This is a genomic window from Williamsia maris (assembly GCF_024171815.1).
In the GTDB taxonomy this organism is placed as follows: Bacteria; Actinomycetota; Actinomycetes; order Mycobacteriales; family Mycobacteriaceae; genus Williamsia_A; species Williamsia_A maris.
Genome location: NZ_JAMTCJ010000003.1, coordinates 938325 through 952488, shown reverse-complemented (window position 1 = coordinate 952488; position 14164 = coordinate 938325). Strand labels below are relative to the sequence as shown.

15 protein-coding genes and 1 riboswitch are annotated in these 14164 nt (G+C 67.7%); of the genes, 11 read left to right on the top strand and 4 right to left on the bottom strand.

All coding sequences use genetic code 11. The features are described from left to right. Nucleotides 1-9: 9 nt before the first annotated feature. Complete coding sequence (mftM, locus tag LX13_RS17635; protein WP_253662565.1) at nucleotides 10-858, bottom strand: mycofactocin oligosaccharide methyltransferase MftM; 849 nt, start codon at nucleotides 856-858, stop codon at nucleotides 10-12. 262 nt (nucleotides 859-1120) lie between these two features. Here mftM and mftA point away from each other — a divergent pair, with 262 nt between their 5' ends. From mftA to LX13_RS17610, 5 genes are all read left to right on the top strand, one after another. After that, nucleotides 1121-1243, top strand: coding sequence for a mycofactocin precursor MftA (gene mftA / locus LX13_RS17630; RefSeq protein WP_253662542.1), 123 nt, complete (start codon nucleotides 1121-1123; stop codon nucleotides 1241-1243). 1 nt (nucleotide 1244) lies between these two features. Further along, nucleotides 1245-1574, top strand: a complete 330-nt coding sequence (mftB, locus tag LX13_RS17625) for a mycofactocin biosynthesis chaperone MftB (protein WP_253662564.1) — start codon at nucleotides 1245-1247, stop codon at nucleotides 1572-1574. An 8-nt stretch (nucleotides 1575-1582) separates the two neighbouring features. Continuing rightward, nucleotides 1583-2797 carry a mycofactocin radical SAM maturase gene (gene mftC / locus LX13_RS17620; protein WP_253662563.1) on the top strand — a complete coding sequence of 405 codons (1215 nt, stop codon included), beginning with the start codon at nucleotides 1583-1585 and terminating at the stop codon, nucleotides 2795-2797. A gap of 48 nt (nucleotides 2798-2845) precedes the next feature. After that, nucleotides 2846-4033 carry a pre-mycofactocin synthase MftD gene (gene mftD / locus LX13_RS17615; RefSeq protein ID WP_253662562.1) on the top strand — a complete coding sequence of 396 codons (1188 nt, stop codon included), beginning with the start codon at nucleotides 2846-2848 and terminating at the stop codon, nucleotides 4031-4033. Nucleotides 4034-4127: 94 nt separating this feature from the next. Continuing rightward, nucleotides 4128-5714, top strand: coding sequence for an acyl-CoA synthetase (locus tag LX13_RS17610; RefSeq protein ID WP_301301295.1), 1587 nt, complete (start codon nucleotides 4128-4130; stop codon nucleotides 5712-5714). Between the two features lie 4 nt (nucleotides 5715-5718). On the opposite strand, the gene LX13_RS17605 is transcribed toward LX13_RS17610, so the two are convergent. After that, nucleotides 5719-6015: an antibiotic biosynthesis monooxygenase family protein gene (locus LX13_RS17605; protein WP_253662561.1), complete on the bottom strand. Its 297-nt coding sequence runs from the start codon at nucleotides 6013-6015 to the stop codon at nucleotides 5719-5721. 66 nt (nucleotides 6016-6081) lie between these two features. Between LX13_RS17605 and LX13_RS17600 the strand changes: the two genes are divergently transcribed. Together LX13_RS17600 and LX13_RS17595 are read left to right on the top strand one after the other, a co-directional pair. After that, complete coding sequence (locus LX13_RS17600) at nucleotides 6082-7587, top strand: carboxylesterase/lipase family protein (protein ID WP_253662815.1); 1506 nt, start codon at nucleotides 6082-6084, stop codon at nucleotides 7585-7587. A 55-nt stretch (nucleotides 7588-7642) separates the two neighbouring features. Continuing rightward, on the top strand, nucleotides 7643-8131 hold the full coding sequence (locus LX13_RS17595; protein WP_253662560.1) for a GNAT family N-acetyltransferase: 489 nt from the start codon (nucleotides 7643-7645) through the stop codon (nucleotides 8129-8131). Here the strand turns inward: LX13_RS17595 and LX13_RS17590 are convergent. Together LX13_RS17590 and LX13_RS17585 are read right to left on the bottom strand one after the other, a co-directional pair. Further along, the gene (locus LX13_RS17590) at nucleotides 8055-8951 is read right to left on the bottom strand and encodes a bifunctional 5,10-methylenetetrahydrofolate dehydrogenase/5,10-methenyltetrahydrofolate cyclohydrolase (protein WP_253662559.1); all 897 of its coding nucleotides are present in this window, start codon (nucleotides 8949-8951) and stop codon (nucleotides 8055-8057) included. The two genes, LX13_RS17595 and LX13_RS17590, sit on opposite strands and share 77 nt — an antisense overlap. A gap of 23 nt (nucleotides 8952-8974) precedes the next feature. Then, nucleotides 8975-9051: riboswitch (ZMP/ZTP riboswitch) on the bottom strand. Nucleotides 9052-9147: 96 nt separating this feature from the next. Beyond that, the gene (locus LX13_RS17585; RefSeq protein ID WP_253662558.1) at nucleotides 9148-10095 is read right to left on the bottom strand and encodes an oxygenase MpaB family protein; all 948 of its coding nucleotides are present in this window, start codon (nucleotides 10093-10095) and stop codon (nucleotides 9148-9150) included. 115 nt (nucleotides 10096-10210) lie between these two features. Between LX13_RS17585 and LX13_RS17580 the strand changes: the two genes are divergently transcribed. The 4 genes from LX13_RS17580 (at nucleotide 10211) to LX13_RS17565 (ending at nucleotide 14161) form a co-directional block, all read left to right on the top strand. After that, the gene (locus tag LX13_RS17580) at nucleotides 10211-11203 is read left to right on the top strand and encodes an o-succinylbenzoate synthase (RefSeq protein WP_253662557.1); all 993 of its coding nucleotides are present in this window, start codon (nucleotides 10211-10213) and stop codon (nucleotides 11201-11203) included. 67 nt (nucleotides 11204-11270) lie between these two features. Then, complete coding sequence (locus LX13_RS17575) at nucleotides 11271-12608, top strand: cytochrome P450 (RefSeq protein ID WP_253662556.1); 1338 nt, start codon at nucleotides 11271-11273, stop codon at nucleotides 12606-12608. 3 nt (nucleotides 12609-12611) lie between these two features. Beyond that, nucleotides 12612-13214, top strand: a complete 603-nt coding sequence (locus LX13_RS17570) for a TetR/AcrR family transcriptional regulator (RefSeq protein WP_253662555.1) — start codon at nucleotides 12612-12614, stop codon at nucleotides 13212-13214. An 86-nt stretch (nucleotides 13215-13300) separates the two neighbouring features. Then, the gene (locus LX13_RS17565) at nucleotides 13301-14161 is read left to right on the top strand and encodes an SDR family oxidoreductase (RefSeq protein ID WP_253662554.1); all 861 of its coding nucleotides are present in this window, start codon (nucleotides 13301-13303) and stop codon (nucleotides 14159-14161) included. Nucleotides 14162-14164: the final 3 nt, after the last annotated feature.

The following is a 14164-nucleotide window of genomic DNA, read 5'->3' as shown; positions in this document are numbered from 1 at the left end:
GCCGTCGGCTCACCCCACGTCGATCGTGAGCCACCCGCCGTGGTGGTCGGTGACGAGGAAGTCGTGGCCGAGTTCGAGACCGGCACAGTGCAGCTCGGAGCGGTCGAAGCACCGCACGTGTCCGTGGCAGGCGGCGGGTTCGGTCTCGTAGGGGACCGCGACGATGACCCGCTGCCGGGCGACGCGACACGCCTCGGCGAGCACGCGGCGCCCCGTCGCGCGGTCCACGTGCTCGAGCAGATGCAGCGCGGTGACGGTGTCGAACGACCTGTCCGGGAACGGGAGCGACGCGGCGTCGCACGGGACGGTCTCGATCGTGACGCCCAGACGCGGGGCGACGGCGTCGAGCAGAGCCATGGTGTCAGCGTGCAGATCGGTGGCGACCACCCTTCGGGTCGGATCGGCGGCCGCCATGCGCAGGGGGAAGAAGCCGAAGCACGAGCCGAGGTCGAGCACCGATCCGACCACGGTCGCGATGGCGCGTTCGTGGATGGGGGCGAACGGGGCGGCGCCGCTGAGCAACTCGTCCAGCGAGTTGCGGTAGAACGCCGTCCAGGCCTCGCCCGGATCGTCGATGGTGGTCCGGACCAACCCCACCATCGCGACCTCGAACTCGGCCCGTCCGCCGCCCGCATCCGCGATCGCCGATGTGGTGCGGCCGACCAGGCTGTCTGACAGATGGGCTCCGGTCAGGTTGTGCCGCAGCAGGATGTCGTCCCCGTGGCGTCGCGCGTCGATCGATCCGGTGCGCCGGCCGCGGTCGCGACGAACGTGGACGGCGCCACGGTCCCAGACGCCGGGCGGTGTCGGGGCGAAGGAGTCGAGCCGACGAGCGACCGGGGGTGCGGTGAGCGTCACGTCCGTCTCACTTCTGTGAAGAGCCTGAGCTGTTGCGCTCCAGCCGTTCTACCGACGGTAGGTTCACCGTCCCGTCGAGTGCGCGGGTCCGGACGGAGTCCGACCGGCTCGATGGTCGATCGCGGCCTGGTGGCGGGTGGGTCACCTACCCGATCGGGTGGGTCGGCGTTCCGAACGGTGGGTTCGGTGCCCGGACGGACCCGCAGGCCGATCGAACGCTCCTAGTCTGAGCGCACATCACAGCCCGATCGAGAGGACCATCATGGCCGAGAACACCTCCACCCCGTCCACCGACGTCACCGCGCCCGTCGGCGATTCTGCCGAGCTGGTCACCGAGAGCCTTGTCGAAGAGGTCTCGATCGACGGTATGTGCGGCGTCTACTGACATGAGCGTCGACACGGCCGAGACGTCGGACACCACTGGTGCCACGGATGGTCCGAGGGTGTTCGACGCTTCGGCCGCGTGGGTGCTCAACCCGAGCGTGGCCCTGCGCCCGGAACCGTTCGGTGCCCTGCTGTATCACTTCGGGACGCGCAAGCTGTCGTTCCTCAAGAACCTGATCGTCGTCGATCTGGTCCGCTCCCTCGCCGACCACCCCAGCGCACACGCCGCGTTGGACGCCTCCGGCATCGGCGCGGCCGACCAACCGATGTATCTCGACGCGCTGCGGTCGCTGGCGCGCTCGGAGACCATCGTCCCCACCCCGGCACCGTAGGAGTCCGCATGACCACCACGCTCGACCGTCCCGCCTCGTCTCCGCCGCCGGCGGTGGGCCGTCTCGTCGATCAGTTCGAGAAGGGGCTCGATGCCCCGATCTGTTTGACGTGGGAGTTGACGTACGCCTGCAATCTGTCGTGTGTGCACTGCCTGTCGTCGTCGGGTAAGCGTGACCCGCGCGAGCTCGACACCGCGCAGTGCAAGGCGATCATCGATGAGTTGCAGCGGATGCAGGTGTTCTATGTGAACATCGGTGGTGGTGAGCCGACGGTGCGTCCGGACTTCTGGGAGCTGGTCGATTACGCCACGAGCCATCAGGTGGGGGTGAAGTTCTCCACCAACGGGTTGAAGATCGACAAAGCGGTCGCCCAGCGGTTGGCGGCGTCGGACTACGTGGATGTGCAGATCTCCCTCGACGGTGCCACCGCGGAGGTCAACGACGCTGTGCGCGGGCCGGGTTCGTTCGACATGGCGATCAAAGCGTTGCAGAACCTTGCGGATGCGGGGTTTGCCGACGCGAAGATCTCAGTGGTGGTGACCCGTCACAACGTGTCCCAACTCGACGAGTTCAAGGCGCTGGCCGACAACTTCGGTGCGACGCTGCGCATCACGCGTCTGCGTCCGTCGGGACGCGGCGCGGATGTGTGGGATGACCTGCATCCACTGCCAGGACAACAGCGCGAGCTCTACGACTGGCTCGTCGCGAACGGTGAGGGTGTGCTGACCGGTGACTCGTTCTTCCACCTCGCGGCGTTCGCGGAGCCGGGTTCGGGTGGGCTCCCCGGCCTCAACCTGTGTGGCGCGGGCCGCGTCGTGTGTCTGATCGATCCGATCGGTGACGTGTATGCGTGCCCGTTCGCGATCCACGAGAACTTCCTCGCCGGGAACATCCAGTCCGACGGCGGTTTTCAGACCATCTGGCAGCAGTCGGAGCTGTTCCTCGAGCTCCGTGAGCCGCAGAACGCGGGCGCGTGCACCAAGTGTGCGCACTTCGATGCCTGCCGCGGTGGCTGCATGGCGGCGAAGTTCTTCACCGGACTGCCACTGGCGGGTCCCGACCCCGAATGCGTGCAGGGTTTCGGCGAGGCTTTGCTCGCCGGCGAGCGCACCGCACCGACGGCCAACAAGGACCACTCCCGCGGCGTGCCCCTGACCTTGATGACACGGCCCCCGTCGCGTGACTGCGACGAGAACCCCCTCGCAGGGTTCGCCCCCGTCTGACGCCCGCCGCGTCGACATCTGATCCCTCACGAAAGTAGTTGAACCCCCATGGCCAACCCCTGGTTCGAGACTGTCCTCGAAGCGCAGCGTCGGGCGAAGAAACGCCTGCCCAGATCTGTGTACTCCGCACTTGTCGCCGGCAGCGAGAAAGGCATCACGCTGCAGGACAACGTCGAGGCGTTCGGTGAGATCGGCTTCGCACCGCACGTCGTGGGCGCGCATGCCGAGCGGGAGCTGTCGACGTCGATCATGGGCCAGGAGATCTCGCTTCCGGTGATGATCTCGCCGACCGGGGTCCAGGCCGTCGACAAGGACGGTGAGGTCGCGGTCGCCCGTGCTTCCGCGGCACGCGGAACGGCCATGGGGTTGAGCAGCTTTGCGTCCAAGCCGGTCGAGGATGTCGCGGCCGCGAACCCGCAGACGTTCTTCCAGATCTACTGGCTCAACTCCCGCGAGGACATCCTCAAACGTGCCGAGCGTGCTCGAGCTGCGGGTGCGAAGGGACTCATCGTGACGACCGACTGGTCGTTCTCGATGGGTCGCGATTGGGGCAGCCCGGAGATCCCGGAGAAGGTCGACCTCAAGGCGCTGCTCAAGCTGGCCCCGGAGATCGCGGTCAAGCCGCGCTACGCGTGGGACTGGTTCAACAAGGGCAAGCCCATCATCCCCGACCTCACGGCCCCCAACGTCGTCGACAAGGGACAGACCGGGCCGACGTTCTTCGGGGCCTACGGGCAGTGGATGCAGACCGCGCCACCGTCCTGGGAGGACCTCGCCTGGCTCCGCGAACAGTGGGGAGGACCGTTCATGGTCAAGGGCATCACGCGCCTCGACGACGCCAAACGTGCCCGGGACATCGGGGCCACCGCGCTGTCGGTGTCGAACCACGGCGGCAACAACCTCGACGGCACCCCGGCCACGATCCGGATGCTCGGTCCGATCGCCGACGCCGTCGGCACCGACATGCAGGTCCTGCTCGACGGCGGCATCCGCCGCGGCAGCGACGTCGTCAAAGCCCTCGCCCTCGGCGCCGACGCCGTCATGATCGGCCGTGCCTACCTCTGGGGACTCGCCGCGAACGGACAGGCCGGCGTCGAGAACGTCCTCGACATCCTGCGCGGCGGCATCGACTCCGCCCTGATGGGATTGGGCCGCAAAAGCATCCACGAACTCTCTCGCGACGACATCATCATCCCCGACGGCTTCGAGAAGCGTTTCGGGGTGACCACCGCATAGACAACCGAGCGATCGCTCTGGACTACTGAGCAGTTGGGACATATATTGACATTTGTTCCAACGACTCGACTGTGGCAAAGGAGCCCCGACACCGATGGCCGACGAATCCGCACCTGACGCTGCCACCCCCGAAACCCCGCTCGGCGGCTGGACCAACAACCCCGTGACCTGGGCGGCGTCGGATCCGGATCGTGTCGCCGTCGTCATGGCCGGTTCTGGTGTCACGACCACCTACGCCGAGCTCGCCGACCGCGCGGTGCGACTGGCCAACCTGTTCACGTCCTACGGGCTGCAGCGCGGCGACGTCGTCGCGATGCTGTCGGAGAACTCGCACCGCTTCCACGAGGTGTTCTGGGCCTGCCGTCTCGGCGGGTTCTACTTCACCCCGGTGAATCGTCACCTCACCGCGCACGAGATCGCCTACATCGTGAACGACTGTGCCGCACAGGTACTCGTCGCCAGCGCGAACCTCGACGCATCGTCCCAGCTGACCGACGACCTCGTCCCCACGGTGACACATCGCCTCGCGCAGTTCGGCGCGATCGACGGGTACCGCGACTACGACACCGAGCTGGCGTCGGCCGACACCACCATCCCGACGGCCACCGGCGAAGGTGACCTGCTGCAGTACTCCTCCGGGACCACCGGGCGTCCCAAGGGAATCCGACGCCCGCTCGCCGATGACCCGGTACCGGCGGAGGCCGACCCCCTCGTGCTGTTCCTCCGGGGAATCGGCGCGCAGGAGGGAACGGTCTACCTGTCGCCGGCGCCGCTCTACCACTCGGCACCCATCGGCTGGTCCATGGGAGCGTTGCGCCTCGGCGGCACGGTCGTGGTCATGGAACGGTTCGACCCGGTCGAGGCGTTGCGTGCGATCGAGACGTACAAGGTCCAGACGGGTCAGTTCGTCCCGACGATGTTCGTCCGCATGCTGAAACTTCCCGAGCAGCAACGACTGTCGTTCGACGTGTCCAGTCTCGCCGGTGTCGTCCACGCCGCGGCCCCGTGCCCGATCGAGGTGAAGCGCGCGATGATCGACTGGTGGGGCCCCATCGTCTTCGAGTACTGGTCGTCGTCGGAGTTGGCCGGGTTCACCTTCATCGGCGCCGACGACTGGCTCGCCCACCCGGGCTCGGTCGGCAAGTCGCTGATAGGCACCCTGCACATCTGCGACGACGAGGGTGTCGAACTGCCGGTGGGCGAGGTCGGGGCGATCTGGGCGGAGAACTCGCCGCCGTTCTCCTACCTCGGTGACCAGACCAAGGAGCAGGAGACCACCAATTCCGACGGGTGGCGCAGTGTCGGTGACGTCGGTCGTCTCGATGCCGACGGATACCTGTACCTGACCGATCGGTCGTCGTTCCTCATCATCTCCGGTGGCGTGAACATCTACCCGCAGGAAGCCGAGAACGTCCTCATCGAGCACCCCGCCGTCCTCGATGCCGCGGTGATCGGCGTGCCCCACGACGACCTCGGCGAAGAGGTCCGCGCGGTGATCCAGCTCGTCGATCCCGATTCGGCCACAGACGATCTCGCGGCTGTACTCATCGCGCACTGCCGGTCGCACATCGCCACGTTCAAGTGTCCCCGCAGCGTCGACTTCGTCGCGCAGTTGCCGCGGACCGAGGCGGGCAAGCTGCTCAAGAAGCAACTGCGCGCGGAGTACCTGCCCTCGGCCTGATGGCTCACACCCCGTCGACCGGGTCGAAATGCTCGACGACGGGGAACGGCTCGTAGAAGTGGTGGAGCAGTGCGCGCCATCGCTGGTACCCCGGTGACCCGCGGAAGCCCTCGGTGTGGTCGGCCACCGTCTGCCACTCGACCAGCAGCAGGTAGGTGTCCGGGCTCTCGATGCCCCGCGACAGACGCAGATTCGAGAAACCGGGCATACCGGCGATGATGGACTTCGCCTCCGCGAACGCCGCGCGGAACTCCTCACCCCGGCCCGGTGTCACCTGCAGCAGCGCATGTTCGACGATCACCGGGTCACTCTCGCATGGCATGGTGAGGTGGTGAGCAATGACGACGCGGTGAGTGCGGACGAATCGATGACCGGAGTCCGGGTGACGACCAGAGCAGGTGTGGTCCGCGGACGACGGGTCAGCGTCGGCGACTCGGTGGTGCACGCCTTCCTCGGCATCCCGTACGCCGGGCCGCTCGTCGGTGCCGCCCGGTTCGCGGCACCGAGCGCGGTCGAGCCCTGGGAGGGTGAACGGCCGGCGACCGAGCACGGTCCGACCCCGCCACAGGGGCCCTACCCGGCGCCCAGCTCCGAGCTGCTCCCGAGCGTGATCGTCGACGGCGACGAGTCGCTGAACCTCTCGGTGTGGACGCCGGAACCGGGTACCGGCCGACTCCCCGTCATGGTGTGGATCCATGGCGGAGCGTTCACCCGGGGTACCCACCGGCTGCCCACCTATGACGGCGCCGCCTTCGCCCGCGACGGTGTCGTGGTCGTCGGCATCAACTACCGCCTCGGCGCACTCGGGTTCCTGAGTTTGGCCGGCGCGCCCGACAACCGCGGGCTGCGCGATCAGATCGCGGCACTGGAATGGGTGCGCGACAACGTCGCCGACTTCGGTGGCGATCCCGACCAGGTCACCGTGTTCGGCGAATCGGCGGGCGCGATGAGCATCGCCGCGCTGCTCGCCTCGCCCCGTGCGGAGGGTCTGTTCCGCCGGGCGATCGTGCAGAGCGGCAACGCGGTGTCGGCGTCTGACCTGGGTGACGCCCGACTCGTCGCGAGCGAGTTCACCGAGACACTGGGCCTGCCGCCCACCGTCGTCGGTGTCGCCGACCTGCCCACGGCAGAACTCCAGCGGGCGCAGGACGCGCTCGGCCTGGCCCTCGTCGGCGATCCGAACCCGAGCCGGTGGGGCGCGAGCACCATCGCCCGCGGGCTCGGGGTGATGAGCATGTTCCCGACCATCGACGGCGACATCCTGCCCGCCCTCCCGATCGACGCCATCCGGGCCGGCGCCGGTCGCGGCGTCGAGGTGCTCGCGGGCACGACGCGGGAAGAGATGCGATTCTTCCTCGTCCCGACCGGTCTCGCCGCCGTCGTCACCGCCGAGATGCTGCCCGGCATCGTCGGTCGACTCGGCGTCGGCGCCGACGCGGTCGCCACCTACTCACGCAACCGGCCCGACGAGTCGCCCGGTGACGTCATGTGTGCCATGTTCACCGACTACTCGTTCCGCTCCGGCACAGCCGATCTCGTCGACGCGATCGCGACCCGGGACCAGCCGGCCTGGCAGTACGAGTTCGCGTGGCCGACCCCGGTCCGCGACCTGCGGGCCTGCCACGCGCTGGAGTTGGCGTTCGTCTTCGACACCCTGAACGGGTCGTCGCAGCTGACCGGCCCCACGCCGCCCCAGGAACTGGCCGACGAGATGCACTCGACGTGGGTCCGGTTCGCGACGACCGGAGATCCCGGGTGGGACCGCGTCGGAACGAATCGCCCGGTGCGCACGTTCGGCGACGCGTCGCTCGGCGCCGACGCCGTCGTGGTCGATCCGCGGGCCGACGAACTGGCCGTGTTCCGTCAGCAGTAGAGGGCGTCGATAAATCGATCGACGTCAGCCGGGCTGGAATCTAGCGTCACGTCCCATGCGGATCCACCGACTGCGCTCCGACGACTGGGCGCAGTACAGCGACCTACGGCTTGCCGGCCTCGCCGACACCCCTCAGGCGTTCGGCGAGAGCCTGGACCACGCGCGATCCTGCACCGAACGGGACTGGCGTGACCGGTTGTCGCGGATGCAGGGCGAGCGGGCGCTGGGCCTTGTCGCCGTCGCCGACGACGGATCCTGGGCCGGCACCATGCGTGGGGGCGTCAGCGGCGACGATGCCTGGTTGTACGGCGTCTACGTCCTGCCGCGACACCGCCGGACCGGCGTCGCCCGGATGCTTCTCACGAGCATGTCGGATTGGGCGACGCCCCAGGCCTCGCGAATGCTGCTGCACGTCGCCACCACCAATGTCCGTGCCCGACGGTTCTACGAGCGCAACGCTTTCGCGGTCACCGGTCGTTCGACGACGAACCCGGCACACCCGCATCTGACCGAACTCGAGATGTCGCGTCTGTTGCGGGCGTGACGTCCACCCCCGCGGCTCGAGCGGTGTGCGTGAGGAGCGTCGCAATGGTCATCGGCCCGACGCCTCCGGGCACCGGGGTGATCCAGCCGGCACGTTCTGCCGCGCCCGGTTCGACGTCGCCGATCCCTCCGGGGTGGTACCCCGCGTCGACGACAACCGCGTCGCGCGCCACCCAGTCGGCCTTCACGAGTTGTGGTGAGCCCGCCGCTGCGATCACGACCTCGGCGTCGCGGATCTGGTGTGCCAGGTCGGAGGTGCGGGAATGGCAATAGGTGACTGTGGCGTCACGTGCCAGCATGAGCATTCCCATCGGGAGACCGAGGATCGGACTACGTCCGACGACAACCGCGCGCCGGCCGGTCAGCGGGATCTCGAAATGGTCGAGCAAGGTGAGGATCCCGCCCGGCGTGCAGCCTCGAAAGCCGCCGGTGTTCAACGACATCGATGCGAAGGACGCGCTGGTGACGCCGTCGACGTCTTTACGATCGGCGATGGTGTCGAAGACGCGTCGTTCGTCGACCTGTGCCGGGAGTGGGTGTTGCACGAGGATTCCGTGCACGTAGGGGTCGGCGTCGAGCGCTGCGACCACCTGGACCACTTCGTCCGTCGACGCCGACGCGGGGACCGTGACTGCGCGCGTCGCGATACCGACCGAGGCAGCGCGCCGGGTCTTCATACCTACGTAGGTGTGCGACGCCGGATCGTCACCGACGAGAACCGTTGCAAGCGTTGGATGCAGGACCGAGTCAGCGATGGCCGATCGGAGGGAGGCGAGCATCTGCGTGGCGACGGAACTGCCGTCCAAGATCTGCGCTGTCATGGGTGCGTCCTTCATCTCGAGAGATGAAGCACCCAGGCGGACGATGCTTCGAGCTGCGCTTCCCGGTGGTCGACCACCTACGCCAGTCGCAGGGCCGAGCGTACCGAACCTCGGCCTAGAAGAACGCGCGTCGAACGTTCCGACGCGCGCCAACCTGGGCGCGCGTGTGAACGCAGAGCGCGCGTTCGTCGAACGGTCAGCGATCGACCTTGTTGTGCAGCCGCCGTGGATCGACTCCGGCGTCGCGCCACGCCTCGTACGCCCACGGTGTGTAGAGCGCCTTGAGCGGCAGCCGGTTCACCAGTGGGTTGATGAGCCGCATGAACGCGGCGAACCGGTCGAACCGTCGCTGCAACCGGTCGTTCCACTCGAGGTCGCAGACGTCGCGCATCTGCTGCGGCAGCGTCCCGACCACCACGGTCCGGATGAACGCGTTCAGCGGAGCCGAGACGACCCGCCAGACCGGCGCGGGCACTCGACGCGGTCCGGGCACGCCCTTCCGGATGTATCCCGTCGCGTAGACGATCGTCTTGTGCGGGACGAACCGCTCGAGCATCGACTCCCAGTACGAGCAGAACTCGTCGTAGGTCTGCGGCTGATCGCGGGCGCTGATCCCGTACAGCGCGTACCAGATCTTGCTCTCCTCGAAGATCTGCGACTTCTCGGCATGGCTGAGACGGCGGATGAAGGTGTCGGTCACATAGAGCACCTGATCGACGAAAGTCGCATGCGCCCAGTAGAACAACTCCGGGTTCAACGCGTGGTACCGCGAGCCGTCGCTGATCGTGCCCTTGATGTCACGGTGGAAGTCGCGCACCGTGCGACCCCACTCCGCGGCATCGCGGTGGTACACCGTCCGCATGATCGGCGGCCCGGTGCGGCGGGCCCGACCGAGGAAGTCGCCGAAGATGACCGAGTGGTCCAGCACGCCCTGGCCGAGCTGCTCGATGCAGTTCTCGGTCCCGGCCAGGCGTTGGAACCCGAGCAGTCCGCGCATGTCCCCGTAGAACTTCCACGTCAGCGTCTCCGGACCCAACTGTGACCGTGCGGGTGAGGTGGTGTCGGTGTCGCTGAGTACGGGGGTCGCCTCACGGATCCGCGCGTCGAAGTCGGGAGGTGAGGCGTGCTCGACGTCCTGGGTCATCGGAGGTCGTCCCTTCGCTGGTGATCGCGACAGCTCGGCGGTGGAGACCTCGGGTACAGGCCACAGTTGAGACGAACTCTAACATTCGTCTCAAACGCTACGCTCGCGTCAACCGATGACAGGAGGCCGGACCGTGCAGATCCCATCGCTCGGTGCACTCGTGGACACCGCGGTCGTCGTCGCGCTCCCGATGCGTGAACGCTTCCGCGGCATCACCGTTCGCGAGACCATGATCTTCCGTGGGCCGCACGGATGGGGCGAGTTCGGCGCGTTCGTCGAGTACGACGACGCCGAGGCCGCGTGGTGGCTGGCCGCCGGCATCGAGGCCGCGTTCGCCGGCCCGCCGCCCGCGCTGCGCGATCGCGTGGCGGTCAACGCGACCGTTCCCGCCGTCCCCGCCGACGCCGTGGCGGAGATCCTCGCGCGGTATCCGGGTGCGCGAACGGCGAAGGTGAAGGTCGCCGAACCCGGTGACTCGCTCGACGACGAGGTCGCCCGGATCGACGCCGTGCGGGCGGTCGTCCCCACGGTCCGCGTCGACGCCAACGGGAAGTGGTCGGTCGATCAGGCCATCCGGGCGCTGACGGCGCTGGGGGAGTTGGAGTACGCCGAACAGCCGTGCGCGACCATCGAGGAACTGGCCGCGGTACGTGCCGCGGTGAGCACCCCGATCGCCGCCGACGAGAGCATCCGGCGTGCCGAGGACCCGCTGCGCGTGGTGCGTGCCGGTGCCGCCGACGTCGCGGTGCTCAAGGTGGCGCCACTGGGCGGGATGCGTCGCGTGTTGGCCCTGGCCGAACAGATCGATCTGCGGGTGGTGATCTCGAGCGCGCTGGACACCGCGGTCGGGATCTCCGCGGGAGTGGCCACCGCGGCCGCGCTCGCGACGCCCCCGCTCGACTGCGGCCTCGGGACCGGCAACCTGTTCGTCGCCGACGTGGCGCCGCCCATCCCGGTCGTCGACGGGGCGCTGCTCACCGGGGCCGTCACGCCGGACGGGCGCGCCCCGCTCGCCTCCGACGATCGGCGGGCGTGGTGGCTCGATCGCCTCGCCCGCGTGCACGGAATGTTGGCCGCCGGACATCCTGCGGCCTCGTCGAAAGTGTGACCTGGTAGACAGCGACGCTCCTCAAAGATACGATTATCGGTATCTGTTCCAATGGAGGTGCACAGCCATGACAACCGCGTACTCACAGATCCCGGCCGACAGCGATCTCAAAGAAGTCCAGTTCTCGAAGAAGAGCGGGATCAGTTCGGTCCTCGGGATGCGCAAGGACCCGTTCGGATTCCAGCGCAAGCGCGAGGAGGAGTTCGGCCGCATCTCGGGTATGAGCGCCTTCGGCAAGAAGTGGGTCGTCGCCTCCGGCGCGCCCGCCGCCGAGGAAGTCCTGATGAACAAGAAGAAGGCCTTCGCCAACGGCCCGGCCTGGAGCTACCTCATCGGACCGTTCTTCAACCGCGGCGTGATGCTGCTCGACTTCGACGAGCACCGCAGCCACCGACTGATCCTCCAGCAGGGGTTCAGCACGGCCGCGCTCAAGTCCTACATGGACCTGATGCAGCCGATGATCGCCAAGCGCATGCAGGATTTCCCGACCGGGGAGGTCCTGCTGTTCAAGGAGTTCAAGGCACTCACCCTCGACGTCGCGCTGGAGGTGTTCCTGGGTCTCGAGCTGCCCAAGGACGAGGCCGACCGCATCAACAAGGCGTTCCTGGAGACCGTGCAGGCCGGCGTCGCCGTGATCCGCAAGCCCGTCCCCGGCACCCGCTGGTGGAAGGGCATCCGCTCCCGCAAGATCCTCGAGGAGTTCTTCTACTCGCACATCCCGGCCAAGCGGGCCACGGCGACCGACGACCTGTTCTCGGTCCTGTGCCGCGCGGAGAGCGAGGAGGGCCAGACCTTCACCGACGAGGACGTGGTCAACCACCTCATCTTCGTCCTGATGGCCGCGCACGACACGTCGACCATCTCGATGACCCAGATGTGTTACCGGATGGCCAAGTCGCCCGAGTGGCTCACCAAGGCCCGTGAGGAGTCCCTGGCCCTGGGCCCGGAGCTCAGCTACGACGACCTGAACAAGCTGCCCGCGCTCGACGCGATCTTCAAGGAGTCGCTGCGCATGTGCACCCCGGTGCCCGCGCACCCGCGAATGGCGGTCGAGGACACCGAGATCCAGGGCTTCTTCGTGCCGAAGGGGTCGATGGTCACGCTGACCGCGCTGTGGAACCACTATGACGAGTCGGTCTACTCCGACCCGTGGAGCTTCGATCCCGACCGCTTCTCGAAGGAGCGCGCCGAGGACAAGAAGCACCGCATGGCGTGGAGCCCGTTCGGTGGCGGCGTGCACAAGTGCATCGGCCTCTACTTCGGCCAGATGGAGATCAAGACGATCATGCATCACCTCCTGCGCAACTACGACTGGAGCGTGCCCGCCGACTACGAGCTGCCGATGGACTACAGCTCGCTGCCGATCCCCAAGGACGGCCTGCCCGTCACGCTGCGGCGGCTGTAGTCCGTGGGCGAACCGTCACCGCTGCGCAAGACGCGGAACACCAACAGTCCGTCCGATCAGGAGGGTGCGATCGTCACCGCCGCCGCCGCCGAGTTCACCGAGGTCGGCGTGCGGCGCACCTCGGTCGACGAGGTGGCCAAACGCGCGGGCGTCAGTCGGAGCACGCTGTACCGACGTTTTCCGAACAAGGAGGCGCTGCTCCTCGCCGTCGCCACCAGCCTGTACCTCGACGGTATGCGGACCCTGGAGGCGTCGATCGTCGGGCTCGACCCGAAAGAGGCCATCGCCGAGGCGTTCTCGGTCGGAGCGCAGATGATCCTGAAGGATCCGCTGATGCACCGGCTGGTCATCGACGACGCCGAGATGAAGGCGATCATGTCGTCGTCGGTGTCGGCGATGTTCATCGACGTCGTCACGGCCCGAACGGTTCGTGCCCTGCGCAGTGTCGGGGCCACCCGCCCCGACGAGGAGCTGCACGAGGCGGTGGAGATCGTCGTCCGGTTGGTGATCTCGCTGTTGGAATCGCCGGCCACCGACGAGCGACGACAGGAACCGGAGTACGTCCGCGAGTTCGCGAGACGGCATCTCGCCCCCATGATCTGGTGACCGCCGCGCCGGTGACCTGACCCCGAATCCATCCGTTCGACCAACCATCGCCCGGCGAACGCCGTGCGCCCAAGAGGAGTACCCACATGCCCCGCAACACGAAGAAATCCACCACCGACGTGCGCGGACTGGTCATCGCGATCACCGGCGCCGCCCGCGGCATCGGGTTCGAGACGGCCAAGACCCTGCAGGACCGCGGCGCGACCGTCGTCATCGGCGACATCGACTCCGACGCCGTCGGCAAGGCGACCGCTGACCTCGGCCACGATGGATTCGAGGTCGACGTCACCGACCCCACGTCGTTCGAGAAGTTCCTGGACGAGGTCGAGGCATCGGCCGGTCCGATCGACGTGCTGATCAACAACGCGGGCATCATGCCCACCGGCCCACTGCTCAACTACGACATCAACGTCGTGCGCCGCAACTTCGACATCGACCTGCTCGGCGTCGTCATCGGCACCCAGCTCGCCGCGAAGCGGATGGTCGCCCGCGGCGGCGGCCAGGTCATCAACATCGGGTCGATCGCGGGACGGCTCGCCGTGCCGGGACTCACCATCTACAACGGGGCGAAGGCCGGCGTGATCGCGTTCTCCGAGGCCGCCGACGCCGAGCTGGCTGATTCCGGGGTCCGCGTGAAGACGGTCAACCCGACCTTCACCCAGACCGGTCTCATCTCGGGCATCAAGACCAACAAGTTCACCCAGACGGTCACGCCGGCACAGGTGGCCGCGCAGGTGCTGGCCAGCATCGAGGGCGACAAGATGCACGCCACCGTTCCCAAGTCGGTGTCCTGGGTGCACGCGACCGGCATCATGCCGCGATCGATGAAGCGGGCGTCGCTGCGGATGACGGGGATGGACAAGCTGTTCATGAGCTACGACGCGACCGCGCGCGCCGAGTACCTCAAGCGGGTGAACGGCAACCCGACCCCGAGCGGCAAGCTCTGACCC